A 23,236-nucleotide genomic window follows, 5' to 3' on the forward strand; every position below is an offset into this window, starting at 1 on the left:
GGTTTTGTATTCGCAGCGGCTTGATATTCTCGATCATATCCGTAAAGACGTAGTGAAGAATGTTAACGCTAACATATTTGCTGTAACTGTCAGGGCAACGCCCGGATCACTGTGGAGAGAGCAAGATGGTATCCCGCGTCATTCCGGTCGCTCCGTTCGACCTCGTGCTTTTTGGGGCCACCGGAGATCTGGCCCGCCGCAAGATTCTGCCGGGTTTGTTTCACAGGTTCGAAGTGGGTCAGTTTCCGAGCGAGGCCCGTATCATCGGTTCCGCGCGAAGCGCGATGACACCTGATGAATTCCGGGCCCAGGTACAAGCGGCCATAAGGGAGTTCACCCCTGACACACCGACCCGCGGCACGGTTCTCGAACAATTCCTGCACTGTCTTGACTATGTCGCCGTCGATGCCCGGGGCGACGCAGGTTGGGCAGAACTTGCCGGGCGGATGCGTCCGGACGTCGTCCGCGCGTTCTACCTGTCCGTGGCGCCATCGCTCTTTGCCGGTATCGCCCGGCAGTTGGAACATCATGGCATGGCGACGGCGGATGCGCGCATCGTCGTGGAAAAGCCGTTTGGCCGAGATCTTGAAACCGCCCGCGAGTTGAACGCGAGTTTGCGCAGCTTCTTTCAGGAGCATCAGATCTACCGGATCGACCATTACCTGGGCAAGGAAACGGTGCAGAACCTGATGGCGCTCCGGTTTGCCAATTCGCTGTTTGAACCCTTGTGGAACTCGACGCATGTCGACCACGTGCAGATCACGGTGGCCGAAAGCCTGGGGATAGAAGGGCGCGAAGCCTATTACGATCAGTCCGGCGCCATGCGCGACATGGTTCAGAACCATCTGGTACAGCTTCTCTGCCTGACCGCGATGGAACCGCCATCAAAGTTCACGCCCAACGCGGTGCGTGACGAAAAGGTAAAGGTGATCGAAGCGCTCGACCCTGTCGAGCCGTCCGATATCGCACGGGGCCAGTACCGGGCCGACAAGGGTGGTGACGGGTATCTCGACCATGTCGGCGACCCGCAAAGCCGCACCGAAAGTTTCATCGCCATAAAGGTCCGGATCGCCAATTGGCGCTGGGCCGGGGTTCCGTTCTACCTGCGGACCGGCAAGAGGCTTCGCGCGCGTGTGTCCGAGATCGTGGTTCAGTTTCGCGATCCGCCGCACACGATCTTTCCCAACGTCGGGCCGGTGCACGGCAACAGGTTGATCATCCGGTTGCAGCCGGACGAGGGGATCACCCTGCGTACCACGATCAAGGATCCCGGTCCTGGCGGGTTCCGCCTTGCCGAAGTGCCGCTGGACATGAGCTTTGCCGAAGCGCTGGGAGCGGATTCGCGCCCGCAGGATGCCTATGAGCGGCTGGTCATGGACGTGATCCGGGGTGACCAGACGCTGTTCATGCGCGGGGACGAGGTTGAGGCGGCCTGGGCCTGGGCCGACACGATCATCGAAGGTTGGGAGCGCAGCAGGGACCAGCCATATCCCTATGACCAGGGCAGTTCCGGTCCCGAAGAGGCGCTGATGCTGATGCATCGCGACGGGCGTCGCTGGCGACAGATAGGAGGCTAAGCATGGTTCACGCAGTCATCAAGGGCGTCACCGACAGGATTGTGGAACGCAGCGCCGCCCCGCGGGCGGCCTATCTGGAGCGGATGGAGCAAGCCCGCGGCGCCGGACCCGCGCGGGCACATCTGAGCTGTTCGGGGCAGGCGCATGCCTATGCCGGGGCGGGCGAGGATCAGCAGGCGCTTGCCACCGGAACGGCAGGCAACCTGGGGATTGTCACGAGCTACAATGACATGCTGTCGGCGCATCAGCCGTTCGAGCGTTATCCCGACCTGATCCGCCGCGCGGCGCGGGCGGTGGGTGGCACCGCGCAGGTGGCCGGCGGGGTGCCCGCCATGTGCGATGGCGTGACACAGGGGGCGCCGGGCATGGAACTGTCGCTGTTTTCGCGTGACGTGATCGCGCTGGCTGCCGGCGTGGCGCTCAGCCACAATACATTTGATGCGGCGGTGTTCCTCGGTGTCTGTGACAAGATCGTGCCGGGACTTGTGATTGCGGCGCAGACATTCGGCCATTTGCCGACCGTTTTCATCCCGGCCGGGCCGATGGCCAGCGGCATGCCCAACGATGAAAAAGCCAAGGTGCGCCAGCAATTTGCAGCCGGTGAATGTGGGCGGGCCGAATTGATGGCAGCCGAGATGGCGGCCTATCACGGGCCGGGCACATGCACGTTCTACGGCACTGCGAACACCAACCAGATGCTGATGGAGTTCATGGGGCTGCACCTGCCCGGGGCCAGTTTCGTGCCACCCAACACCGGTCTGCGTGACGCGCTCACCCAGGAAGCCGCGCGCCGGGCGCTGGCGCTGAGCGCGCTGGGAAACAGCTATACCCCGGTCGCGCAGGTTCTGGACGAGCGCGCCTATGTCAACGGTATCGTCGGGCTGATGGCGACAGGCGGGTCGACCAACCTGCTCATCCATCTGGTCGCCATGGCGCGGGCAGGCGGTATCCTGCTCGACTGGGTCGATTTTTCCGAGATTTCCTCGGTCGTGCCCCTTGTCGCGCGGGTCTATCCCAACGGGTTGGCGGATGTGAACCATTTCCATGCCGCTGGCGGGCTGGGATACACCATCCGCACCCTGCTGGATGCGGGTCTCTTGCATCCCGACACGCACACGGTCGCCGGGCAGGGGCTGGAGCGCTACACGCAAGACCCCAAGCTGACCGATGGCGCCCTGACCTGGCAGGACGGACCGGGCCAAAGCCTCAACGACAGGATCCTGCGCCCGGCTTCCGATCCGTTCCAGGAAACGGGCGGCCTGTCGCGACTGACAGGTTCGCTGGGGACCGCGGTGATGAAAGTCTCGGCCGTGGCCCCCGAACACCGCATCGTCGAGGCGCCTGCACGGGTGTTCCACGATCAGGACCAGGTCAAGGCCGCGTTCAAGGCAGGCGAACTGACCGGCGACATGATCGTCGTGGTCCGTTTCCAGGGGCCGAAGGCGAACGGCATGCCCGAGTTGCATTCGCTGACCCCGATCCTGTCGATCCTGCAAGGGCGTGGACAAAAGGTGGCTTTGGTCACCGATGGCCGCATGTCGGGGGCATCGGGCAAGGTGCCAGCCGCCATTCATGTCGTGCCCGAGGCGCTTGACGGCGGGCCGATTGCGCGGGTGCAGGATGGCGACCTTGTCCGGGTTGATGCAGTGACCGGCGTGCTCGATATCCTGACCGAGGGCGCGCTGGATCGTGCCCCGGTGCCGGCGGATCTTGCGGGAAATCAGTCTGGTACCGGACGCGAGTTGTTCGGCGCCTTCCGCGCGGCCGTCGGCTCGGCCGATACCGGCGCCAGCATCTTTGGAGGATAGGACAATGAAATCCGCCGAAACACGCGCAATCTGTGAACTGGCCCCAATCGTGCCCGTGCTGGTGATCGAGGATGCTGAACACGCGCGGCCGCTGGCCGAGGCGCTGGTCGCGGGTGGCCTGCCCGCGCTCGAAGTGACGCTCCGCACCCCGGCGGCACTCGAAGCAATCCGGCGCATGGCCGAGGTGCCGGGCGGGGTGGTCGGCGCCGGCACGCTGGTCACGCCCGAGGATGTGCGCGCCGCCAGGGCCGCCGGTGCCCGGTTCGGGGTTTCGCCCGGTGCGACAGAGCGATTGATCGCGGCCTGCGAAGATGAAGGTTTGCCGCTTCTGCCCGGCGCGGCCACCGCCAGCGAGGCGATGCGCCTGCTGGAACTGGGCTATGACATGCTCAAGTTCTTTCCGGCCGAGGCTTCGGGCGGTGCGCCCGCGCTCAAGGCCATCGGCGCGCCGCTGCCGCAGATTTCCTTCTGCCCCACGGGCGGCGTTTCGCCGTCCAACGCGGAAAGCTACCTGAGCCTGGCCAACGTGATCTGCGCCGGTGGCAGCTGGGTCGCGCCCCGCGATCTCGTGCAGGCAGGCGACTGGGCCGGGATCGAGTCGCTGGCCCGCGACGCGGCGCAATTGCGGCGTTAGTCGGAACCGCCAAAGATCCGCGACATCAGGCGTTTGTACCAGCCGCCCGATGTGTCCGGGTCGCTACTGACGCGGGTCCGCTGCGCCGCCGCACCGACCGGGTCCACCAGTTCCTTGCCGCCTTCGAATTGCAGCCGGTAGAGGTCGGCATAGATGCCGCCGCGCGCCAGCAGTTCCTCGTGGCTGCCTTCGTCCACAACCTCGCCGCGCTCCATCACCACGATCTTGTCGGCGTTGCGGATGGTAGATAGCCGGTGCGCGATGACCAGCGTCGTGCGCCCGCCCGACAGCTGATCCAGGGCCGCCTGCACCACCTTTTCCGATTGTGCGTCCAGCGCCGAGGTTGCCTCGTCCAGCAGCAGCACCGGCGTGTCGCGCAACAGGGCGCGCGCGATCACCACCCGCTGCCGCTGGCCACCCGACAGGGCCGAACCGCGCGGGCCGACCAGCGTGTCGAGTCCCTTTTCCAGCTTGGGCAGGAAATCCGTCACATGGGCGGCATCCAGAACCGCTTGCAGCCGCGCCTCGCTCACATCGGTGCGCCCCAGCAGGATGTTTTCGCGCAGGGTCTCGTCGAAGAGCAGCGCCTCTTGCGTCACCACCGAGAAGAGACCGCGCAGCTTTTCGAGCGACATCTCCCCCACGGGCACCTCGCCGACCGTGATCGAACCCGATTGCGGGTCGACCAGACGGGTCAGCAGGTTGAAGATGGTCGATTTCCCGGCCCCCGAGGCGCCAACCAGCGCCGTGGTCTTGCCCGCCTCGGCGGTCAGAGTCAGGTTGCGCAGAACCTGAGCATCGCCATAGGCAAGCGAGACGTCCGCAAGCGCGATCCCCGGCAGGCCCGATGGGGCCGCGACGGGTCTGGGCGGCGACAGCAGCAGGATGGGCGCGTCGAGCAAATCCTTGATCCGCTCCAGCGCCGCCGCCGCCGCCTGCCAGGTGCCGGAAATCGACGCCAGCCGTCGCATCGGGTCGAAGGACAGGCCGATGGCGGTGAAAAAGCTCATGAACTGGCCGACGCTTTTCTCGCCCGCGATGATCTCGGCCCCGCCATAAAGCAGGACGCCCATGAAACCGAGACCGGCCATCACATCCACCAACCCCGTGATCGAAGCGGTGCCGAAAGAGGCGCGCACCTCGGACCGCACATAGGTGTCCATGTGACCACCGAACCGGCGCATTTGGTAATCTTCCAGCCCGTTCAGCTTGATCGGTACGATGCCGTGAAATATCTCGTCCAGCCGCGTGGCCAGCGTGGCACCCTGATCACGGGCCAGGGCCGCCTTCTTCCGGACATAACGCTGCGCGGCGGCGATCGGCAGAAAGGCGATCGGCACGCCCACCAGCATCACCAATGTCCAGATCAGGTCGACATTCACCGCGACGCCCAGCAGCACGACAAGCGACACCAGATCCTTGCCCGCACCGGTGATGATCACCTGCCAGACCTGGTTGACAGATCCCACGTCCACCTGCACCCGCTGGATCAGGAAGCCCGGAGGGTGGGTCTGGTGAAAGGCGGTATCCTGCCGGATCAGCCGCTTGAGCAGGTCCATCCGCAAATGTGCGGCGGTTTCCTGTGAAATCCGCGCCAAAAGCACCTTTTGCCCCACGCTGGCCATGCCACGCACCGAAAAGATCACGAAAAACGCAAGGCTGACCCAGACCAGCGCATCGGCATTGCCGTTGACAAAGATCTCGTCGAACATCGGCTGCATCATGTAGCTGATCGCGCCCACCATCGAGCCTTCGAGCAGCATGAACAGCATCGCGATGCCAAGAAGGCCCATCCGGCTCTTGAGATAGTTTTGCCACAGCCACCCTACCAACTCGCGCGAGGACATCGGTTTTGCGCTCATGTTCGGGCCTTCATTCGGGGGAGAGGGGACAGATCGCGTGTCATGGTCGGCCCATTTAAGCAGTAGACCGCCATGGCGCAAGCTTTGCACCGCTTGACCCGGCGCCGCATCCGGGCAGGGTGTTGTCCGAAGCGGTTGAGTCGAAGGGAGTATTCAGGATGGCAGGCAACGGGTTTCAACCGGTTTCGGGGTTCGATCTGCCCCGTTTCGCGGGCATCGCCAGTTTCATGCGCCTCCCGGTTGTCGGTCCGGACGACTCGCGCCTGCCCGAGGTGGATATCGGTCTGATCGGCTTGCCCTGGGATGCCGGCACCACCAACCGCCCCGGCCCGCGCCACGGGCCACGGCAGGTGCGCGACATGTCCACGATGATCCGGGCCCAGCACGGTGTCAGCGGGGTTCGCCCGTTCGAGACAGTCAACTGCGCCGACCTGGGCGATGTGCCGCCCAATCCGGCCGACCTAACGGATGCAATGGCCCGGATCACCGAAGCGATCACCCGCGTGCGCAAGGTGGGCGTCCTGCCCGTCTGTGTCGGCGGCGATCACCTGTGCACCTTGCCGGTCCTGCGAGCGCTGGCGGCGGATGCGCCTTTGGGGCTTGTACATTTCGACAGCCACACCGACCTGTTTCATTCCTATTTTGGCGGCTCGCTGTACACCCATGGCACCCCGTTCCGCCGCGCCGTCGAAGAGGGGCTGCTGGACCCGGCCCGGATGATCCAGATCGGTATTCGCGGCACTGCCTATGATTCGGAGGACCGCGAGTTTGCCGCCGACCGTGGCATCCGTATCGTGACCATCGAAGAGCTGTTCGACCGTGGTCTCAGGGATGTGATGGCCGAGGCGCGACTGATCGTCGGCACCCTGCCTGCCTATGTCAGTTATGACATCGACTTTATCGACCCGGCCTTTGCACCGGGGACCGGAACGCCCGAGGTCGGCGGACCGACCGCTTTTCAGGCTTTGCAGGTGGTGCGGGAACTGGCCGGTGTCAACATCGCGGGGGCAGACCTGGTCGAGGTGTCGCCCCCGTTCGACACCAGCGGTGGCACCGCCTTTCTGGCGGCGTCCATCCTGTTCGAGATGCTCTGCGTGATCGCCCCTGCACTGGCGGTTTCGCGCACGTCGGATTGACGCCGCGCAAACGCTGGCTAGGGTGAGCCGACCGCAGACAAGGGACATGGACATGACGGGCAATATCTCACTGGCGCAGGGGCGCGAGTATCTGGCGATTCCGGGGCCGTCGGTCATTCCCGACGAAGTTCTGCGCGCCATGCACCGGGCCGCGCCCAACATCTATTCCGGAGAGTTGATCGACATGATGCCGGGGCTGACCGCCGACCTGCGGCGCATGGCCCGGACCGAACACGAGGTCGCCATCTACATCGCCAATGGTCACGGCGCGTGGGAGGCGGCGCTGGCCAACACCATCGCCCCCGGCGAACTGGTGCTGGTGCCGGCCTCGGGCCGGTTTTCGCATGGCTGGTCCGAAATGGCCCGCGGGCTGGGGGCCGAAACGCAGATCATCGACTTCGGGAAATCCTCGCCCTGGGACATGGAGCGCATCGCCGAGGCGTTGCGCGCTGACACCGCGCACCGGATCAAGGCGGTGCTGGCGGTGCATGTGGACACGTCAAGCTCGATCCGAAACGATGTACCGGGGCTGCGCAGGTTGCTGGACGAACTGGGGCATCCGGCGCTTCTGATGGCCGATTGCATCGCTTCCTTCGGCTGCGACATGTTCGAGATGGACGCCTGGGGCGTCGATGTTCTGGTCACGGCCTGCCAGAAGGGATTGATGGTGCCGCCCGGCGTCGGTTTCGTTTGTTTCAACGACCGCGCGGCGGCCAAGCGGGCCACCATGCCGAGGGTTTCGTGGTACTGGGACTGGGTTCCGCGAGGCAATCCGGACGAGTTCTTCCAGTATTTCGGCGGCACCGCGCCCACCCACCACCTTTATGGCCTGCGCGCGGCCCTCGACCTTATCCATGCCGAAGGCATCGAACATGTCTGGGCGCGGCACGCCAGACTCGCCCGCGCCATCTGGGCCGCCTGCGAGATCTGGGCCGAAGGCGGCGATCTGGCCTTGAACGTGGCCGATCCGGCATATCGCAGCCATGCGGTGACCGCGCTGAGACTCGACAGCGGCAAGGGCACCGCCCTGCGGCAATGGACCGAACAGAGGCTCGGGCTGACGCTGGGGATCGGGCTTGGCATGGCGGCACCGGGGGATCCGGCGCGGGACAGCTTCTTCCGCCTGGGGCATATGGGGCACCTGAGCGGCCAGATGGTCATGGGGTTGCTGGGCGGCATTCAGGCGGGGCTGTCCGCTCTGGACGTGCCGTATGGCAAGGGGGCGCTCGATGCGGCGGCGCAGGTCATCGCATCCTGAGCTATCCGGCTCGCCGCGCAAGCCGGGTTATCGCGTGGTTCAGCACCAGGGCCAGCATCAGCGAGGCAGACATGCCCCATAGCGCCCAGATCAGAACGAAAACCCAGGTCAGGTTCACGCCCAGCATGATCAATGCGGCATTGGTGTAATCGGGCGCCCGCCCGATGCGATGGTCGTCCATGAAGGACAGACTAGGGGATTCCCGAAAAATGTCAGGTAAAACCTTGGCGATCAGCCGCGCGCGATCTCCAGCGCGCGGGGCAGGGCGGCGGCAAAGGCGTCCAGTTCGGCAGAAGGGCCGCAGCTGACGCGGATGCAGCGGTTTTGCGGTTCGGCAAAAGGCATTCGTACAAAAATGCCAAGCGAGACAAGTGAATCCAGAACCGCCTTTGCAAATGTACCGTCACTGCCACAGTCGATGGTCACGAAATTTGTGGCCGACGGCAGCGGTGTCAGCCCGTTTTCCCGCGCGATGGCGGATATCCGGCCGCGCGCCGTGGCGATTTCGGATTGCACATGCGCCAGCCAGTCGCCATCGGCCAGTGCCGCCAGAGCGCCTGCCTGCGCGGCGCGGTTCATGCCGAAATGGTTGCGTACCTTGTTGAAACCGGCAATCAGGTCCGGCGCTCCGATGGCATAGCCGACGCGTGCGCCCGCCATGCCATAGACTTTGGAGAAGGTCCGCATCCGCACCAGCCGCGGGTCGTCCGCGTCCACCGGCGCGGCGGTGCCTTCGGGGGCGCATTCCACATAGGCTTCGTCCAGCACCAGCAGCGTGCCGGCCGGCAGCGCCTGCATCGCCGCGACGATATCGGCGCCCCTGTGCCAGCTGCCCATCGGGTTGTCGGGATTGGCGAGATAGACAAGCTTGGCGTCCACCTCGGCGGCCTTGGCAAACAGGGCCGCCGGATCCTCGTGATCGCCCTTGTAGGGCACCTTGTGAAGCACGCCGCCAAATCCGGCGACGTGATAGTTGAAGGTCGGATATGCGCCCTCAGAGGTGACCACCGTGTCGCCCGGCCCCACCATCAGACGCACCAGATACCCCAGGAGCCCGTCGATTCCTTCGCCCACCATGATGTTATCCGGGCGCACCCCGTGATGCGCGGCCAGCGACGCGCGCAAGTCATGGTTCTCGGCATCGCCATACATCCAGATCTCGCTGGCCGTCGCCTGCATCGCCGCGATCGCGTGCGGCGAGGGGCCAAAGATGCTTTCGTTCGCGCCCAGCCGGGCGGCAAAGGGGGCGCCGCGCTGGCGCTCCTGTGTCTCGGGGCCGACAAAGGGCACGGTGGCGGGCAGTGATTGCGCAAGCGGGGTGTAGCGAGGTCCGGTCATGCGCGCCACATAAGCGCAAGCCGGGCCGCCCGGCAAGACTTGCCTTCGGGGGGTCCTGCCCGCACTGTACGGGCACATGTGAGAGGTGCCCATGCGTTATGTCCTGATCCTGTTGCTCGCCGGTATTTGCTACCTGCTGTTCTGGCCAGTCCCGGTGGCGCCCGTCGCCTATCAACCGCCCGCAAGCCCGGGTTTCACCGGCGCGTTCGTGGAAAACCGGGTGCTGGACAAGGCAATGATCGTATCGCTGCCGAACGGAGAGATCGGCCCCGAAGACCTGGCAGTCATGCCGGATGGCATCGTCTATACCGCTTCGCTTGCCGGAAATCTCTACCGGATTGATGGCGAAACGCCGGTTCTGGTCGACCGCTTGGGCGGGCGTCCGCTGGGGCTGAAGGCTGGACCGGATGGCGCTCTCTACATTGCCGACAGTTTCCGTGGGATCATGCGCTGGAACGGGCCGGGAAGGCTGGACACCGTCGTGTCCGAGATCGACGGTGCGCCGGTGATCTATGCCAACCAGCTGGACCTGGGGCGCGACGGGACGATCTATTTCTCGAATTCCACCGACCGGTTCGACCCCGAAACCCTGGGCGGGACCAAGCCCACCTCGGTCATGACCGTCTGGGAACAGTCCGACACCGGCTATGTCGCCCGGCACGCGCCCGATGGAACGGTCGAGAAGATCGCCACCGGATTTGTCTACACCAACGGTGTCGCGCTGTCGCCGGACGAGGATTTCCTGCTGATCAACGAAACCGGGCGTGCACGGGTGCACCGGCTGTGGCTGACCGGTGCCAAGGCGGGGCAGACCGAGGTGTTCCTCGACAACCTGCCGGGCTATCCCGACAACCTTGAGGCGCAGGGCGACGGCACCTATTGGCTGGCCTTCGCCAGCCCCAGGGTGCCGGCCGAGGCACTGATGTCCTATCCCTTTCTGCGCAAGGTGGTCTGGCGTCTGGGCCCCAGGGTGCGGCCCGCGCCGATCCATCGCGGCATGCTGATCCAGTTCGACGGGGCGGGACGCATCCTGCGTACGGTTCAGGACCCTGACGGGCGGCTCGGCATCACCACCGGGGGCAAGCTGGTGGACGGGCAGCTTTACGTGATGACACTGGACAGCCCGGGCTTTGCCCGCCTGGACGCAAACGATCTTCCGTGATCTGCCCCCACGTCCGGCTGGCAAGTCGTGCCGTAACCGGGCAGTCTGCCCGCAAACAGGACTGGAGGCCCCGATGGCGCGTGTTTCGGTGGAATACAAGGACCATATCGCATTTGTCACGCTGACGCGTGGCGACAAGATGAACGCGCTCGACGAGGCGATGTTCAAGGCGATCATCACGGCCGGGCAGGAGGTCGCGGCCTCGGACGCGCGCGCCGTGGTGCTGTCGGGCGAGGGCAAGAGTTTCTGCGCCGGTCTCGACGTGTCGAACTTTGCCGCCTTCGCGGGCAAGGACCCGGCCGAGATGCTGGTGCCGCGCAGCCATGCGGATGCCAACGATTTCCAGGAGGTCGCATTGGTCTGGCGCCGGGTGCCGGTGCCGGTGATCGTGGCGCTGCACGGGGTCGTCTATGGCGGCGGGTTGCAGATCGCGCTGGGCGCCGACATCCGTATTGCGGCACCGGATACAAAACTGTCCGTGCTGGAAATGAAATGGGGTCTGATCCCCGATATGGGCGGCATGGTTCTGTTGCCGCAGTTGGTGCGGTCAGACGTGCTGCGCCTGCTGACCTATACCGCGCGGCCCATCGGGGCCGCCAAGGCCGCCGAATGGGGGCTTGTGACCGAACTGGCCGATGACCCGCTGGCCGAGGCGACCGCGCTTGCACACGAGATCGCGGGCAAGAGCCCCTCGGCGATCCGTTCGGCCAAGCGCCTGATCGAACTGGCGGAATCCGAATACCGGAGCGATGTTCTGTTGGCGGAATCCCGTGAGCAGGCGCAATTGATCGGCAAACCGGACCAGATGGAGGTGATTGCCGCCCAGATGCAGGGGCGCAAGCCGGTCTTCAAATAGGCATTCGGCCTCAGGTTCCGCCGAATTCCGCGAGGAATGCCGAGAATTCCGACAGGAACATGTCCAGCGCCGGTGATCCATCGACGAGGGCATGGTTGTTTCCGGGCAGGGTGACGAAACGCGCGCCGGGAATCATCGCCGCCATCCGGCGTCCCTCGGTCACGGGCACGCGGCGGTCGCCTTCGGAATGCAGCACAAGCGTCGGCGCCTTGATCCGGGGCGCATGCTCCGAGACATCAATGGAAGCATTCATCGTGTTGATCCGCGCCGCCACCTCGGGCGAACAGGACACGCGCTGCAACTCGTCAAAGCTCGATTTCTGCGCCTCGGTGGCATCGGGCATCATGCTTTCGGTGAAAAGGTGGCGATAGGCCGGGTTGGGCGATCCCCAGCCTTCGCGGATGAGGACATTGGTCGCCTCGGACAGGGCCGACTGTTCGGGGGAGTCGCGCCTGAGCGCACCGCGCAGGTAGCCCGCGACAAGGATCAGCCCCGAAACCTTCTCTGGGCTTTCAGCGGCATAGCGGACGGAAAACGCACAACCCTGGGAGATGCCGAAGAGCAGGAAACGGCCCAGTCCAGCGGCCTCGACGATTCTGCCCATGTCCGAGATCATCGCGTCGTGCGAAATCTCGGCTGGTTCCCGGTCGGAGAGTCCATTGCCGCGCTGGTCGAACCGGACGAGGTCGCACCGCTGCGACATCCGTTCCAGGAACGGCCCCCAGACGGGGCTGCGCCATTCGTAATCCAGATGGTTCAGCCAGTTTGGCGCCTTCAGCACGCTGGGCCCCTTGCCGACCCGCGCCCAGGCCAGTTGAGTGCCGTCTTTGGCCAGACAGAATGAGACATGCTGGACATGGGGCGCGGCTGTGTCTGACCCGCGCTCCCGGCTGGCATCGGGAACCCATTGCCAGACGCGGATCGGACGGGTGATGTTCTTGACCTTCTGCAATCCGAGATCGGTGAAAGGTTCCGATATCCGGTCCTGGGTCATCTGGTGCACGATGTCCGAGACACAAACGCCGCCGGGTTTGGAAATCGCCTCCAGCCTTGCCGCGACATTCACCCCGTCGCCGAAAATATCCCCGTCTTCCAACAGGATATCGCCGATATTGATGCCGATCCGGTACTGGATGCGCTCCTTGCGCGGGGTGCCTGCCTCGCGCTGTTGCATGGCCTGCTGGATTTCCAGCGCGCAGCGCACGGCGGCCTGAGCGGTGTCGAAACGCGTCAGCATCCCGTCGCCCGTCGTCTTGACGATCTGCCCGCCCGCCTGCGCGATGGCGGGGTCGATCAACTCGCGCCGATAGAGTTTCTGGCGGGCCAGCACATCGGTTTCGTTCCGCTCCATCAGGCGGCTGTAGCCTGCCATGTCGGCGGCCAGAATGGCGCAGAGCCGACGCTCCATGACCCGATCCTCCATTTTCTTCGCGCTGTCCGTCCCTGTGATCATACATGGAAAACAGGCAAACTGCGCGGCGCTATTTGAGGAAGGCGCGCCGTGCGTCCCGGGCCATGTTGTAGCGCATTTCAAGCTCAGCGATGCGCGCCATGGCCATCTTGCGGTCCGCCGTATCGGTCACGGTGGCGTAAGCGGCGCGCGCCTCGTCGAGTTGTTTTTTCAGGGAAAATTCTTCTGGCAATACGCCTGCCTGCGCCATGATCCGGAACCCGGCGGCAATGGCCGGATCGGTCAGCGCCTCGTGCGAGCGGTCGGGCAGGGGTTTGCCCTCACCTTCCAGACCCGAGAGCCTGCCCTCGGCGCGGGCCTTGAGGATCTGTCGTTCGATCAGGGTGCGCAGGCTGTTCAGCATGTGGGCAGCCTAGCAAAAACCCCCACCGGTTGCGATACCGATGGGGGCGATTTCATGAGTATTTGGAGCGAAGTGAGGGGGCTACCCGAGTTCCGCAAGACGCGCCAGCGCCTCGTCGATCCGGGCCTCTTCCTCTTCGCGGGCGGCGAGGTTTTCGCGCGCCTCTTCAACCACTTCCTCGGGCGCGGACTCCACGAATTTGGGGTTATGGAGGCGCCCCCGCAGGCCGCCCAGCTCTTTGGCGAGCTTGGCTTTGGCCTTTTCCAGCCGGTCCTTCTCGGCGCTGATGTCGATGATCTCGGCCAGCGGCAGGCCAAAGGCCGCGCCGGGGGCCGCGATCGAGATGCAGCCTTTGGGCATCGCATCCGCCTTGGTCAGGCTGTCGATCCGCGCCAGACGCTTGATCAGCGCCTCGTTCCGGTCCCAGGCCGCCTGTCCGTGATCGTCGATTTCCGTAACGATCATAGGGACATAGAGGCCAGCGGGCACGCGCATCTGGGCGCGCGCGGAACGCGTGTTCTCGATCACCGAGATCACCCAGTTCATCTCGCGATCCGCGTCCGGATCGACCAGATCGGCGGCCTTGTAGGCGGGCCAATCGGCATGCACCAGCATCTTGGGCCGCTCGGCGGTCAGGCCCCAGAGCTCCTCGGTGATGAAGGGCATGAAGGGATGCAGCATGATCATGCACTGGTCCATCACCCAGGCCATCGTGGCGCGGGTTTCGGCCTGCGCGGCGGTGTCTTCGCCCTGCAAGAGTGGCTTCGACAGCTCCACGTACCAGTCGCAGACCTTGCCCCAGACAAAGGCGTACAAAGCGTTCGCGGCGTCGTTGAAGCGGTAGTTGTCGAGCGCCGCGTCCACCTCCTCGCGCACGCGGGCGGTTTCGCCGATGATCCAGCGGTTCACCGCGAATTGACCGTTTTGTACGTCTTCCAGGCTGGTGATTGACCGTTTTGTACCGTCATAAACGCCGTTCATCTCGGCAAAACGGACCGCGTTCCACAGCTTGGTGGTGAAGTTGCGATAGCCGGTGATCCGCTCCTTCGAGAGTTTCAGCACCCCGCCAATGGCCGCCATGGACGCATTGGTAAAGCGCAGCGCATCGGCGCCAAACTCGTCGACAATCTCCAGTGGGTCGATGACGTTGCCGGTGGTCTTGGACATCTTCTTGCCCTTCTCGTCGCGGACGAGCTGGTGCAGATAGACGGTGTGGAACGGCACCTCGTTCACGACCGCAAGCTGCATCATCATCATCCGGGCGACCCAGAAGAACAGGATGTCGAACCCGGTGATCAGGACCGAGGTCGGGAAGTAGCGGCGCATCTCGTCGGTGTCCTCGGGCCAGCCCAGCGTGCCGATGGGCCAGAGGCCGGAGGAAAACCAGGTGTCGAGCACGTCGGGGTCGCGCCAGACCGGGTAGACCAGTTTCGTGGGGTCCTGTGACACCTCGTACTCGGCCAGCCCGGCGGCAAGGGCATGCACGGCGGCGGCGCGATCCTCGACCTCGATCACGCGGGCATGGTTCAGCGGTGTGGGCAGGGGGGCTTCGGCATCGGCCACCTTGCGCATGACCGCCTCCAGGTCGGGTGCGCAGAAGTGACGCTCGTCGCCCAGCAGCAGTTTCTGTTCCGACAGCAGGCGGCCCATCTCGACGAGATCAAGTGCGCCGTCGTTCTCATCGTCGGTAAAACCTTCGCGGGACAGGTCGAACCCGTACCAGACCGGAATCTGGTGCCCCCACCAAAGCTGGCGCGAGATGCACCAGGGTTCGATGTTTTCCAGCCAGTGGTAATAGGTCTTCTCGCCGCTCTCGGGGATGATCCTGACGGTGCCGTCGCGCACCGCGTCCAGCGCGGGGCCGACGACCTTTTCGGCGTCCACGAACCACTGGTCGGTCAGCATCGGCTCGATGACGACCTTGGAGCGGTCACCGAAGGGCTGCATGATCGGTTTGGCCTCGACCAGCGGCACGATGGCGTCTGCCCCTTCGGCGCCGGGTTTCAGCGTGGCGGTGCCCAGGCGCGGGTCGGAGGCCACGGTCGTCACGGCGAGGCCTTCGGCGGTGATTTCTTCCACCACTTTCGCCCGCGCCTCGAACCGGTCGAGACCACGCAGGTGGTCGGGGACCAGGTTGATCACGTCGATCTCGTTCTCGGTGAACGCACGCCCGCGGGCATAGGCTTGCGCCTTGGCGGCCTCTTCGGCATAGGGCGCGCCATCGGCCCGCATCACGCCGCGCGTGTCCATCAGCCGGTAGAGCGGGATATCCCCGCGCTTGGCCACCGCATAGTCGTTGAAATCATGCGCGCCGGTGATCTTGACCGCGCCCGAGCCGAAGGTGGGGTCGGGGTAGTCGTCGGTGATGATCGGGATCTGGCGGCGGTGCTCTTTAGGCCCCACCGGGATTTCGCAGAGCTGGCCCACGATCGGGGCATAACGCTCGTCCGAGGGGTGCACCGCCACCGCGCCATCGCCCAGCATGGTTTCGGGCCTTGTGGTGGCGATGGAGATGTAGTCGCGCTCTTCCTCGAGCACGATGTTCCCGTCTTCGTCCTTTTCCACATAGGTATAGGTCGCGCCGCCCGCGAGCGGGTATTTGAAGTGCCACATATGGCCCGCCACCTCGATATTCTCGACCTCGAGATCGGAAATGGCGGTCTCGAAATGCGGGTCCCAGTTGACCAGACGCTTGCCGCGATAGATCAGGCCCTTGTCGTACATGTCGACAAAGACCTTGATCACCGCGTCGTGAAAATTCGGCGAATTTTCATGGCCGGTGCGTGGGTCGCCGGCGGCGCCTGCCATGGTAAAGGCGTTGCGTGACCAGTCGCAGGAGGCGCCGAGGCGCTGCAACTGCTCGACGATGGTGCCACCGTACTGGCCTTTCCACTCCCAGACCTTCTTGAGGAATTCTTCGCGGCCCAGTTCGCGGCGCGAGGGCTGGCCTGTGGCGGCCAGCATCTTTTCCACCTGCATCTGGGTGGCAATGCCTGCGTGGTCCTGTCCCGGTTGCCAGAGCGTGTCGAAGCCGCGCATCCGGTGCCAGCGAGTCAGGATGTCCTGCAGCGTGTTGTTGAAGGCATGGCCCACATGCAGCGCGCCGGTCACGTTGGGCGGCGGGATCATGATGGTGAAGCTTTCGTCGCGCGAGCGGTTTGCGCCCGCCCTGAAGGCGCCGGCCTCTTCCCAGGCCTTGTAGATGCGGGCCTCGGCCTCGGCCGCGTCAAACGTCTTTTCCATCGCCATCGTGGTGATCCCTTCGGTCAATCGAGGGATCAATTACCCAAAGGCGGCGCGAAGGAAAAGCCGGATGGCGGCGTTTTCTTGCCGCTTCCGGCCTGATTGCCCTTGGCGATGCCGGAAATGAGTATTTGTGACCAGAAAGAAGCCGAAAGGTCTTGGTAACCAGAATCACGCCAGGATGGTGTCGCGGTACAGGCTGGAGAGCCGATGACCGCACCAGGAAGAAGCCGCCCCTTTCCCGCGGCAGGATTATCCCATGCGGACGGACGGCCGCCGGATCGGGGCGCTTCGACTGCTGCTTCTTTCTGGTTAAAAATACTCAGGATGCGGGCCCGCGCGGCCGGGCGCACGGATGGAATGGTGTGACCCGTCAGCCTGCCGCCTGGTAGAGCGGAACAGCGCTGCTGGCGCCTTGGGCCAGTGCTTTGGTCTGGTCACTGCGGATGCGGTTGTAGAGCGCCAGAGCCTCGGGCGAGAAAAGGTGTGATGGTGCGTCGACATGGACGAAATTCTCCGACGCATCGTGGCCGCGCGCGGGCATGGCATAGTCGCGTTCGGCCACCAGTTGCCGGGCGTTTGGGTTGAGATAGCGGATCGCCACGCCGATGCGGCGGTCGTCCGAGCGGTTGCGGCCGGAGCCATGGATGGTCAGCCCGTGGTGCAGCGACATCTGGCCGGGAGAAAGTTCGATATGGGTCCTGTCGGTCTCCGCCACGTCGACGGCGATCTCCTGTCCACGCGACAGCAGGTTGTTTTCCGAGTATGTGTCGGTATGGGGCAGGATCGGGTTCTTGTGGCTGCCGGCCACGAAATCCATGCAGCCGCTTTCGACCGTGGCGGGCGAAAGCGCCAGCCAGGCGGTCACCTGGTCGGAGGTTTCGCCCATGCCCCAATAGGTCAGGTCCTGGTGCATGCCGACGACATGAGTGGTGCGGGGTTCCTTGATGAAGAATTCCGCCGACCAGATCAGCAGGTCGGGACCCAGCACGCCTTCGACGAGATCAAGGATGCGCGGATCGCGGGCGATACGGGCGGCGAGCGGCATTACCACATGGGCGTTGACGCGCTTGTACATGTTGAGCGGCAGCGGCAGGTCGGCGGCGAGCCAGTCGCGCTCGATCTGTTCCAGTTCGGCGCGCAGGCTTGCGGCCTCGTGCCCGGACATCACCTGGAAGGGAAACAGGAACCCGTCCTGCCAGTATTGCGCGGTCTGGGCGGCCGAAAGGCGGCCGTTTTCGGTGGGAATGGGGCTGGGCATGGAGGCTCCGTCTGGTCGCGTTCGAGGCAGGTTAGCCATGGTGCGGCGCGGTTCAGAACGGTAAGTCTTGCCGGTCAGGGCAAGTTCAACTTACCCTCGCCCCCATGGTATCGCGGATCCCATCGCTGAACTGGTTGCGTGTCTTCGAGGCGGCAGCGCGAACGCAGAGTTTTGCCCGGGCGGGGGCACAGCTCAACATGTCGGCGGCCGCGGTCAGCCAGCAGGTCAAGGCGCTGGAGGGGCACCTGGGCGTGGCGCTGTTCGAACGGCGGGCGCATTCGGTCGTGCTGACCGAAAAGGGCCGTGCCTATCTGCCGGGCGTGCAGCAGTCGCTTTTGATGCTCGAGACGACGACGGCGGGGCTGTTCGGGGGCGGGGGCGAGCAGATCGTCTATGTCCGTTCGATCCTGCTCTTTGCGCAGGGTGTGCTGGCTCCGGCGCTGGGCGGGTTCATGTCGGCCCATCCCGGCGTCGACCTGCGGCTCAGCACGGGCAATGACGTGGCTGATTTCCAGGGATCGGTGGCGGACCTGCAGATCGTGTTCGGCAATCCGGCACTGTTCGGCGGGCAGGCGGATGATCTGATGGGCGAGCGGCTCTATCCGGTGGCGCACCCCGATCTGGCCGCCACGATTGCCCGGCCCGAGGATTTGCTGGCGTATCGGCTGATCGATGTCTCGGCGCATCGGGCGGGCTGGTTGCGTCTTTTCGAGACGCTGCGGCTGTCACCGGCGGCGGGGCAGTTCCTGTTCGTCGACAACACGGTGATGGCGGCGGCGCTGGCGGCCGAGGGCGTCGGGCTGGCGCTGGCGCGCGCCCCGGCCAGCGACAGTCTGATGGCGCGTCACGGGCTGGTGCGCTGCATGGCCGAAGTCGAGGCGGCCGGTCTTGAACGCTATCACCTCGTCTGCGAGGACCGTGCCCGCTTGCGCAAGCCCGCGCGTCTGTTCCGGTCCTGGTTGCTGGACTACCTCGGGGCGGAGCGGGATCAGGCCCCAAGCCGGGCGCGGAAATAGGCCTCGACCCGTTTGTAGGCGGGTTCGTGGAAATGCAGCGTCAGCAGGGAATGCCGGGTGCCGGGGTATTCGACCGTATCCAGACCGTTGCCGAACACCTCTTCCATCCGGCGCATCCGCCGCGCGGGTGACAGCCGGTCGCCACGATATCGCATCGCCAGCCCCGGCCCCTTGGTGGCCATGGCGGTGCAGGTCTCGGCGATGTCTGCGTCGCTCATGTGCAGGGCGCTGCCCCCCAGAAGCGGCAGCGCCGGCTGGCTGGCGACCCCGCACAGCACCGCGTCATCGGCCATCAGGGTCAGGGCGAAACTGCCGGTCAGGCACATGCCGATCACGCCGATGCCCGCCGCGCCCTGGCGGTCGCGGATGTGGCGCGCCAGGGCGCGCATCCAGGATGCCACGGGGCTTTGCCGTCCCTTGAGAAAGATGTTGAATTCGCGCCGGATGCAGAACAGCCGCGCCATGTTGCGGGCCATGGTGATCTTGCCAAAAGTGCCGAAGAGATGCGGCAGGTAGACGGTGAAGCCCGCACGGGCCAGCCGGTTGGCCAGATCAAGCGTCTCGGGTCCGATGCCGGGCAGTTCCTGAAGGATCAGGATCGGAGGCCCGCTGCCTTTGACGTGAACCGGGTGCGTCACCTCCGCGCCGTTACTGAGGGCGGCGGTGAAATCGAAACGCGCATCCGGTTCCCAGGTGGACATGTCTGTTTATACGCTTTTGGTCGGCGAATTTCTATCGGCAAGGCCGGGCGCCGGCGGTTTGGGGCGATGGCGATCGGGCACTGCCGACGCGGGCCGTCACTGGACATTCACGCAGGCAGGGCTAGTGTCGGAAGGCACGAACCCGAGCAGGAGAGACCCGTGGAAAAGTTTGGAAAAAGCCAGCCGGTGACCCGGGTCGAGGACAGCCGGTTCCTGACCGGGCAGGGACGCTACATGGAAGATGCCGCGCCGGAGGGGGCATTGGTGGCGATGTTCTTTCGGTCGCCCGTGGCGCATGGCGAGATCCTGGATCTGGATATCGAGGCGGCGCGCACCGCGCCGGGGGTGCATCTGGTGCTGACGCTGGCCGATCTGGAGGCCGCCGGGATCAAGGTGGGCATGACCGGGGCCACCATGCCCAACCGTGACGGCAGCAAGGGGGCGGCGCCCGAACGCCCGATGCTGGCGCGCGACCGGGTGCGGTTCGTGGGCGAACCGGTGGTGGCGGTGATCGCCGAGACCGCGGATCAGGCGCGCGACGCGATCGAGATGATGGGCATGGACATCCGTGACCTGGCCGTCAAGACCGACGTGGGTCCGGGCGGGCCGGTGCTGCACCCGGAGGCGCCCGAGAACCGCGCCTTTGACTGGGGGCTGGGCGACGAGGCGGCGACCGAGGCCGCCTTTGCCGCGGCGGCGCATGTGGTGTCGCTGCGGGTCGATGACAACCGGATCATCGCCAATTCGATGGAGCCGCGCGGCTGCCATGCGGAAATGGTCGAGGGGCGGCTGCATTTTTCCTATGGTGGGCAGGGGGTCTGGGCGCTGAAGGCGCAGCTCTGTGAAAAACTGGGGATCGCGCCCGAGGATGTGCGGGTGACCACGCCGGATGTGGGCGGCGGGTTCGGCATGAAGGCGTTTGCCTACCCCGAGTATTTCCCGGTCGCGCATGCCGCCCGCGTGCTGGGCCGTCCGGTGCGCTGGATGTCGGAGCGGACCGAGGCGATGCTGACCGACAACCATGGCCGCGACCTGAGCTCGGTGGCGGAGCTGGCCTTTGACGCCGATCTGCGCATTACCGCCTATCGGGTGCGGACCCGCTGCAACCTGGGCGCTTATAACAGCCATTTCGGGCAGGCGATCCAGACGCAGCTGTTCTCGCGCGTGCTGACCGGGGTCTATGACATCCCGGCGGTCTGGTTGCAGGTCGAGGGCTATTACACCAACACCACGCAGGTCGACGCCTATCGCGGCGCGGGGCGGCCCGAGGCGATCTATGTGCTGGAACGCGCGATGGACCGCGCGGCGCGCGAACTGGGCGTGTCGGGAGCCGAGCTGCGGCGACGCAATTTCATCCGGCCCGAGGCCTTCCCCTACAAGACGGCTTCGGGCGAGACCTATGACGTGGGCGCGTTCGACCGGCTGCTGTCGCTGGCCGAGGCCGGCACCGCCGGGTTCGCGGCGCGGCGCGCGGCGGACGCAGAGCGCGGCCTGCTGCGCGGGCAGGGCCTGTGTTACTATATCGAAAGCATTCTGGGCGATCCTTCGGAAGGCGCCCGAGTCGTGTTCAACGAGGATGGCACCGTGGACCTGCTGGTGGGCACGCAATCGAACGGACAGGGGCATGAAACCGTCTATGCCCAGTTCCTGTCGGACCAGACCGGCATACCGGCCGACCGTATCCGGGTCGTGCAGGGCGACAGCGACCGGCTGGCGCAGGGCGGCGGCACCGGCGGGTCGCGCTCGGTCACGGTGCAGACCCATGCGACTCTGGCCACGGTTGACCGCATGATCGCCGCATTCGTGCCCTATCTGGCGGGCAAGATGGGGGTCGAGGAGAGCGAAGTGACATTCGACGATGAAACCTTTCGGGCACCGGGGTCGAACCTGACCCCGACCCTGCTGGAGGCGGCCGGGATGGCCCGCGACGACGGGCGCGCCGATCTGCTGAGCCACGAGGCGCGCGCCACGCTGCCGGCGCGGTCCTATCCGAACGGCGCCCATGTCGCCGAGGTCGTGATCGACCCCGAGACCGGCGCCGCGCATCTGGACAGCTACCGGGTCTGGGACGATTTCGGAAACCTCATCAACCCCTTGCTGGCCGAAGGGCAGGTGCATGGCGGGGTGGCGCAGGGGCTGGGCCAGGCGCTGATGGAGCATGTGGTGCATGACGGCGAGGGACAGCTGCTCACGGCAACATTCATGGACTATGCCTTGCCACGGGCAAGCGACCTTCCCATGATCGAATTCACCTCGGTGCCGGTGCCGTCGACGGCCAACCCGATGGGGATGAAAGGCTGTGGCGAGGCGGGGACCGTGGGGTCGCTGGCCGCGATCGCCAACGCGGTCCAGGACGCGCTCTGGGACCGGGGGGTGCGGCAGGCGGACATGCCCTTCACGCCCCTCAGATTGTGGGAACTGCTGAATGCTGAACCTGTCGTGGCTGAATAGACGTCTGCTTGGCTGGCTCGGCCGGCCTCTCAGCACCGAGCATTCGGGCGAAACCCGTGAGCGTGGACCCCAGACCCATGTCATCATCCTCGATGGCACCATGTCGACGCTGGAACCGGGGCGCGAGACCCACGCCGGGCGACTGTATCACCTGATGCGCGAGATGGGCCCACGCGCCTCGGTCTATTACGAGGCGGGGGTACAATGGACCAGCTGGAGGACCACAACCGATGTGATGATCGGCCGCGGGCTGAATCGCCAGATTCGGCGGGCCTACGGCTATCTCGCGTCGCGCTACCGGCCCGGAGACCGGGTGTTCCTGTTCGGCTATTCGCGTGGAGCCTTCGCGGTGCGCAGCCTGGCGGGCGTGATCGACATGGTCGGGCTGCTGAGGGCCGAGCATGCGACCGAGCGCAATATCCGGCAGGCTTATCGCCATTATGAATGCAACCCGAACGGCAGACATGCCGCGGCGTTCCGGCGACTTTACTGTCACGGCGAACTGCCGATCGAGATGGTGGGGGTTTGGGACACGGTCAAGGCGCTGGGCCTGCGCGCCCCGGTGCTGTGGCGGTTCACCGAGGACCAGCACGCCTTCCACAGCCACCGTCTGGGCCAGAGCATACGACACGGCTACCAGGCGCTGGCGATGCACGAGACACGGCAGGTGTTCGAACCGATCCTGTGGGAATACGACCCGGACTATGACGGCCACGTGGAACAGGTCTGGTTTGCTGGTTGCCATGGCGATGTCGGCGGCCAGCTGGGCGGTTTCGAAGCCGCGCGTCCGCTGGCCAACCTGTCGCTGGTCTGGATGCTGGAACGGGCCGAGCGGCACAAATTGCCGTTGCCGAAGGACTGGAACACACGCTTTCCCACCAGCACCGAGGCCCCCTCGGTGGGAACATGGCGGGGCTGGGGCAAGATCTTCCTGTTCCGCTCCGCTCGCCGTATCGGCCGCGACCGCAGTGAGCGCCTGCATGAGAGCGTGACAGCGGAGGCGTGGCCTGAGGGCCTGCCGCCGCTCGACTTGTCGTCACGCAGTTTCAGCTGAAACGCGCTGTTTCCGGATAGTGCGCCTGCGGTGCAAGACGATGTCTCGGCGCCATTCCGTCGCCT

General features: G+C 65.2%; 19 protein-coding genes. 10 read left to right on the forward strand and 9 right to left on the reverse strand.

Annotated features, from left to right (window positions below):
• The first annotated feature begins 125 nt into the window (after positions 1-125).
• From zwf to eda, 3 genes are read left to right on the forward strand one after another with little or no spacing between them, the layout of a single operon-like run.
• A complete protein-coding gene (gene zwf / locus BLT75_RS11025) occupies positions 126-1,577 on the forward strand; it encodes a glucose-6-phosphate dehydrogenase (protein WP_093031049.1) in 1,452 nt (483 codons plus the stop codon).
• Positions 1,578-1,579: 2 nt separating this feature from the next.
• The gene (edd, locus tag BLT75_RS11030) at positions 1,580-3,385 is read left to right on the forward strand and encodes a phosphogluconate dehydratase (protein WP_093031052.1); all 1,806 of its coding nucleotides are present in this window, start codon (positions 1,580-1,582) and stop codon (positions 3,383-3,385) included.
• Between the two features lie 4 nt (positions 3,386-3,389).
• The gene (eda, locus tag BLT75_RS11035; protein ID WP_093031055.1) at positions 3,390-4,019 is read left to right on the forward strand and encodes a bifunctional 4-hydroxy-2-oxoglutarate aldolase/2-dehydro-3-deoxy-phosphogluconate aldolase; all 630 of its coding nucleotides are present in this window, start codon (positions 3,390-3,392) and stop codon (positions 4,017-4,019) included.
• On the opposite strand, the gene BLT75_RS11040 is transcribed toward eda, so the two are convergent.
• A complete protein-coding gene (locus BLT75_RS11040; protein ID WP_245706483.1) occupies positions 4,016-5,881 on the reverse strand; it encodes an ABC transporter ATP-binding protein in 1,866 nt (621 codons plus the stop codon). The genes eda and BLT75_RS11040 overlap by 4 nt on opposite strands.
• A 158-nt stretch (positions 5,882-6,039) precedes the next feature.
• Between BLT75_RS11040 and speB the strand changes: the two genes are divergently transcribed.
• Positions 6,040-7,017, forward strand: coding sequence for an agmatinase (speB, locus tag BLT75_RS11045; RefSeq protein ID WP_093031058.1), 978 nt, complete (start codon positions 6,040-6,042; stop codon positions 7,015-7,017).
• Positions 7,018-7,069: 52 nt separating this feature from the next.
• Positions 7,070-8,275 carry a pyridoxal-phosphate-dependent aminotransferase family protein gene (locus BLT75_RS11050; RefSeq protein WP_093031178.1) on the forward strand — a complete coding sequence of 402 codons (1,206 nt, stop codon included), beginning with the start codon at positions 7,070-7,072 and terminating at the stop codon, positions 8,273-8,275.
• Between the two features lies 1 nt (position 8,276).
• On the opposite strand, the gene BLT75_RS11055 is transcribed toward BLT75_RS11050, so the two are convergent.
• On the reverse strand, positions 8,277-8,456 hold the full coding sequence (locus BLT75_RS11055) for a hypothetical protein (protein ID WP_093031061.1): 180 nt from the start codon (positions 8,454-8,456) through the stop codon (positions 8,277-8,279).
• Positions 8,457-8,506: 50 nt separating this feature from the next.
• Positions 8,507-9,613: a pyridoxal phosphate-dependent aminotransferase gene (locus tag BLT75_RS11060; RefSeq protein WP_093031064.1), complete on the reverse strand. Its 1,107-nt coding sequence runs from the start codon at positions 9,611-9,613 to the stop codon at positions 8,507-8,509.
• 91 nt (positions 9,614-9,704) lie between these two features.
• Between BLT75_RS11060 and BLT75_RS11065 the strand changes: the two genes are divergently transcribed.
• Both BLT75_RS11065 and BLT75_RS11070 read left to right on the forward strand, forming a co-directional pair.
• Positions 9,705-10,775 (forward strand): SMP-30/gluconolactonase/LRE family protein, encoded by a 1,071-nt coding sequence (locus tag BLT75_RS11065; protein WP_093031067.1) that lies wholly within the window; start codon positions 9,705-9,707, stop codon positions 10,773-10,775.
• Between the two features lie 73 nt (positions 10,776-10,848).
• Positions 10,849-11,631: a crotonase/enoyl-CoA hydratase family protein gene (locus BLT75_RS11070; RefSeq protein WP_093031069.1), complete on the forward strand. Its 783-nt coding sequence runs from the start codon at positions 10,849-10,851 to the stop codon at positions 11,629-11,631.
• Positions 11,632-11,641: 10 nt separating this feature from the next.
• Here the strand turns inward: BLT75_RS11070 and BLT75_RS11075 are convergent, their stop codons facing one another.
• The 5 genes from BLT75_RS11075 to BLT75_RS11090 all read right to left on the reverse strand — a co-directional run bounded on the left by BLT75_RS11075 (position 11,642) and on the right by BLT75_RS11090 (position 17,949).
• The gene (locus BLT75_RS11075) at positions 11,642-13,039 is read right to left on the reverse strand and encodes an alpha/beta fold hydrolase (RefSeq protein WP_093031181.1); all 1,398 of its coding nucleotides are present in this window, start codon (positions 13,037-13,039) and stop codon (positions 11,642-11,644) included.
• Positions 13,040-13,112: 73 nt separating this feature from the next.
• The gene (locus tag BLT75_RS11080) at positions 13,113-13,445 is read right to left on the reverse strand and encodes a DnaJ family domain-containing protein (RefSeq protein WP_093031071.1); all 333 of its coding nucleotides are present in this window, start codon (positions 13,443-13,445) and stop codon (positions 13,113-13,115) included.
• Between the two features lie 81 nt (positions 13,446-13,526).
• Entirely contained in the window at positions 13,527-16,694 is a 3,168-nt protein-coding gene (locus BLT75_RS11085) for a valine--tRNA ligase (RefSeq protein ID WP_093031184.1), read from the reverse strand.
• A gap of 29 nt (positions 16,695-16,723) precedes the next feature.
• Positions 16,724-17,041, reverse strand: a complete 318-nt coding sequence (locus BLT75_RS24080; protein WP_143028545.1) for a hypothetical protein — start codon at positions 17,039-17,041, stop codon at positions 16,724-16,726.
• Between the two features lie 20 nt (positions 17,042-17,061).
• A complete protein-coding gene (locus tag BLT75_RS11090) occupies positions 17,062-17,949 on the reverse strand; it encodes a phytanoyl-CoA dioxygenase family protein (protein ID WP_176827943.1) in 888 nt (295 codons plus the stop codon).
• Between the two features lie 104 nt (positions 17,950-18,053).
• Here BLT75_RS11090 and BLT75_RS11095 point away from each other — a divergent pair, with 104 nt between their 5' ends.
• Positions 18,054-18,965 (forward strand): LysR family transcriptional regulator, encoded by a 912-nt coding sequence (locus BLT75_RS11095; protein WP_093031078.1) that lies wholly within the window; start codon positions 18,054-18,056, stop codon positions 18,963-18,965.
• Here the strand turns inward: BLT75_RS11095 and BLT75_RS11100 are convergent.
• A complete protein-coding gene (locus tag BLT75_RS11100; protein WP_093031081.1) occupies positions 18,938-19,666 on the reverse strand; it encodes a dienelactone hydrolase family protein in 729 nt (242 codons plus the stop codon). The two genes, BLT75_RS11095 and BLT75_RS11100, sit on opposite strands and share 28 nt — an antisense overlap.
• A 159-nt stretch (positions 19,667-19,825) precedes the next feature.
• On the opposite strand from BLT75_RS11100, the gene BLT75_RS11105 reads away from it, so the two are divergent.
• A complete protein-coding gene (locus BLT75_RS11105) occupies positions 19,826-22,117 on the forward strand; it encodes a xanthine dehydrogenase family protein molybdopterin-binding subunit (protein ID WP_176827945.1) in 2,292 nt (763 codons plus the stop codon).
• Entirely contained in the window at positions 22,092-23,171 is a 1,080-nt protein-coding gene (locus tag BLT75_RS11110) for a DUF2235 domain-containing protein (RefSeq protein ID WP_425441134.1), read from the forward strand. The genes BLT75_RS11105 and BLT75_RS11110 overlap by 26 nt, the downstream gene beginning before the upstream one ends.
• Positions 23,172-23,236: the final 65 nt, after the last annotated feature.

The organism is Ruegeria marina (assembly GCF_900101475.1).
GTDB lineage: Bacteria > Pseudomonadota > Alphaproteobacteria > Rhodobacterales > Rhodobacteraceae > Ruegeria_B > Ruegeria_B marina.

What these genes read in the sequence shown, in the direction of transcription:
- zwf (WP_093031049.1), top strand. Translation starts at nt 126, where the DNA reads ATGGTATCCCGCGTCATTCCGGTCGCTCCGTTCGACCTCGTGCTTTTT.
- edd (WP_093031052.1), top strand. Translation starts at nt 1,580, where the DNA reads ATGGTTCACGCAGTCATCAAGGGCGTCACCGACAGGATTGTGGAACGC.
- eda (WP_093031055.1), top strand. Translation starts at nt 3,390, where the DNA reads ATGAAATCCGCCGAAACACGCGCAATCTGTGAACTGGCCCCAATCGTG.
- BLT75_RS11040 (WP_245706483.1), bottom strand. Translation starts at nt 5,881, where the DNA reads ATGAGCGCAAAACCGATGTCCTCGCGCGAGTTGGTAGGGTGGCTGTGG.
- speB (WP_093031058.1), top strand. Translation starts at nt 6,040, where the DNA reads ATGGCAGGCAACGGGTTTCAACCGGTTTCGGGGTTCGATCTGCCCCGT.
- BLT75_RS11050 (WP_093031178.1), top strand. Translation starts at nt 7,070, where the DNA reads ATGACGGGCAATATCTCACTGGCGCAGGGGCGCGAGTATCTGGCGATT.
- BLT75_RS11055 (WP_093031061.1), bottom strand. Translation starts at nt 8,456, where the DNA reads ATGGACGACCATCGCATCGGGCGGGCGCCCGATTACACCAATGCCGCA.
- BLT75_RS11060 (WP_093031064.1), bottom strand. Translation starts at nt 9,613, where the DNA reads ATGACCGGACCTCGCTACACCCCGCTTGCGCAATCACTGCCCGCCACC.
- BLT75_RS11065 (WP_093031067.1), top strand. Translation starts at nt 9,705, where the DNA reads ATGCGTTATGTCCTGATCCTGTTGCTCGCCGGTATTTGCTACCTGCTG.
- BLT75_RS11070 (WP_093031069.1), top strand. Translation starts at nt 10,849, where the DNA reads ATGGCGCGTGTTTCGGTGGAATACAAGGACCATATCGCATTTGTCACG.
- BLT75_RS11075 (WP_093031181.1), bottom strand. Translation starts at nt 13,039, where the DNA reads ATGGAGCGTCGGCTCTGCGCCATTCTGGCCGCCGACATGGCAGGCTAC.
- BLT75_RS11080 (WP_093031071.1), bottom strand. Translation starts at nt 13,445, where the DNA reads ATGCTGAACAGCCTGCGCACCCTGATCGAACGACAGATCCTCAAGGCC.
- BLT75_RS11085 (WP_093031184.1), bottom strand. Translation starts at nt 16,694, where the DNA reads ATGGCGATGGAAAAGACGTTTGACGCGGCCGAGGCCGAGGCCCGCATC.
- BLT75_RS11090 (WP_176827943.1), bottom strand. Translation starts at nt 17,949, where the DNA reads ATGCCCAGCCCCATTCCCACCGAAAACGGCCGCCTTTCGGCCGCCCAG.
- BLT75_RS11095 (WP_093031078.1), top strand. Translation starts at nt 18,054, where the DNA reads ATGGTATCGCGGATCCCATCGCTGAACTGGTTGCGTGTCTTCGAGGCG.
- BLT75_RS11100 (WP_093031081.1), bottom strand. Translation starts at nt 19,666, where the DNA reads ATGTCCACCTGGGAACCGGATGCGCGTTTCGATTTCACCGCCGCCCTC.
- BLT75_RS11110 (WP_425441134.1), top strand. Translation starts at nt 22,092, where the DNA reads ATGCTGAACCTGTCGTGGCTGAATAGACGTCTGCTTGGCTGGCTCGGC.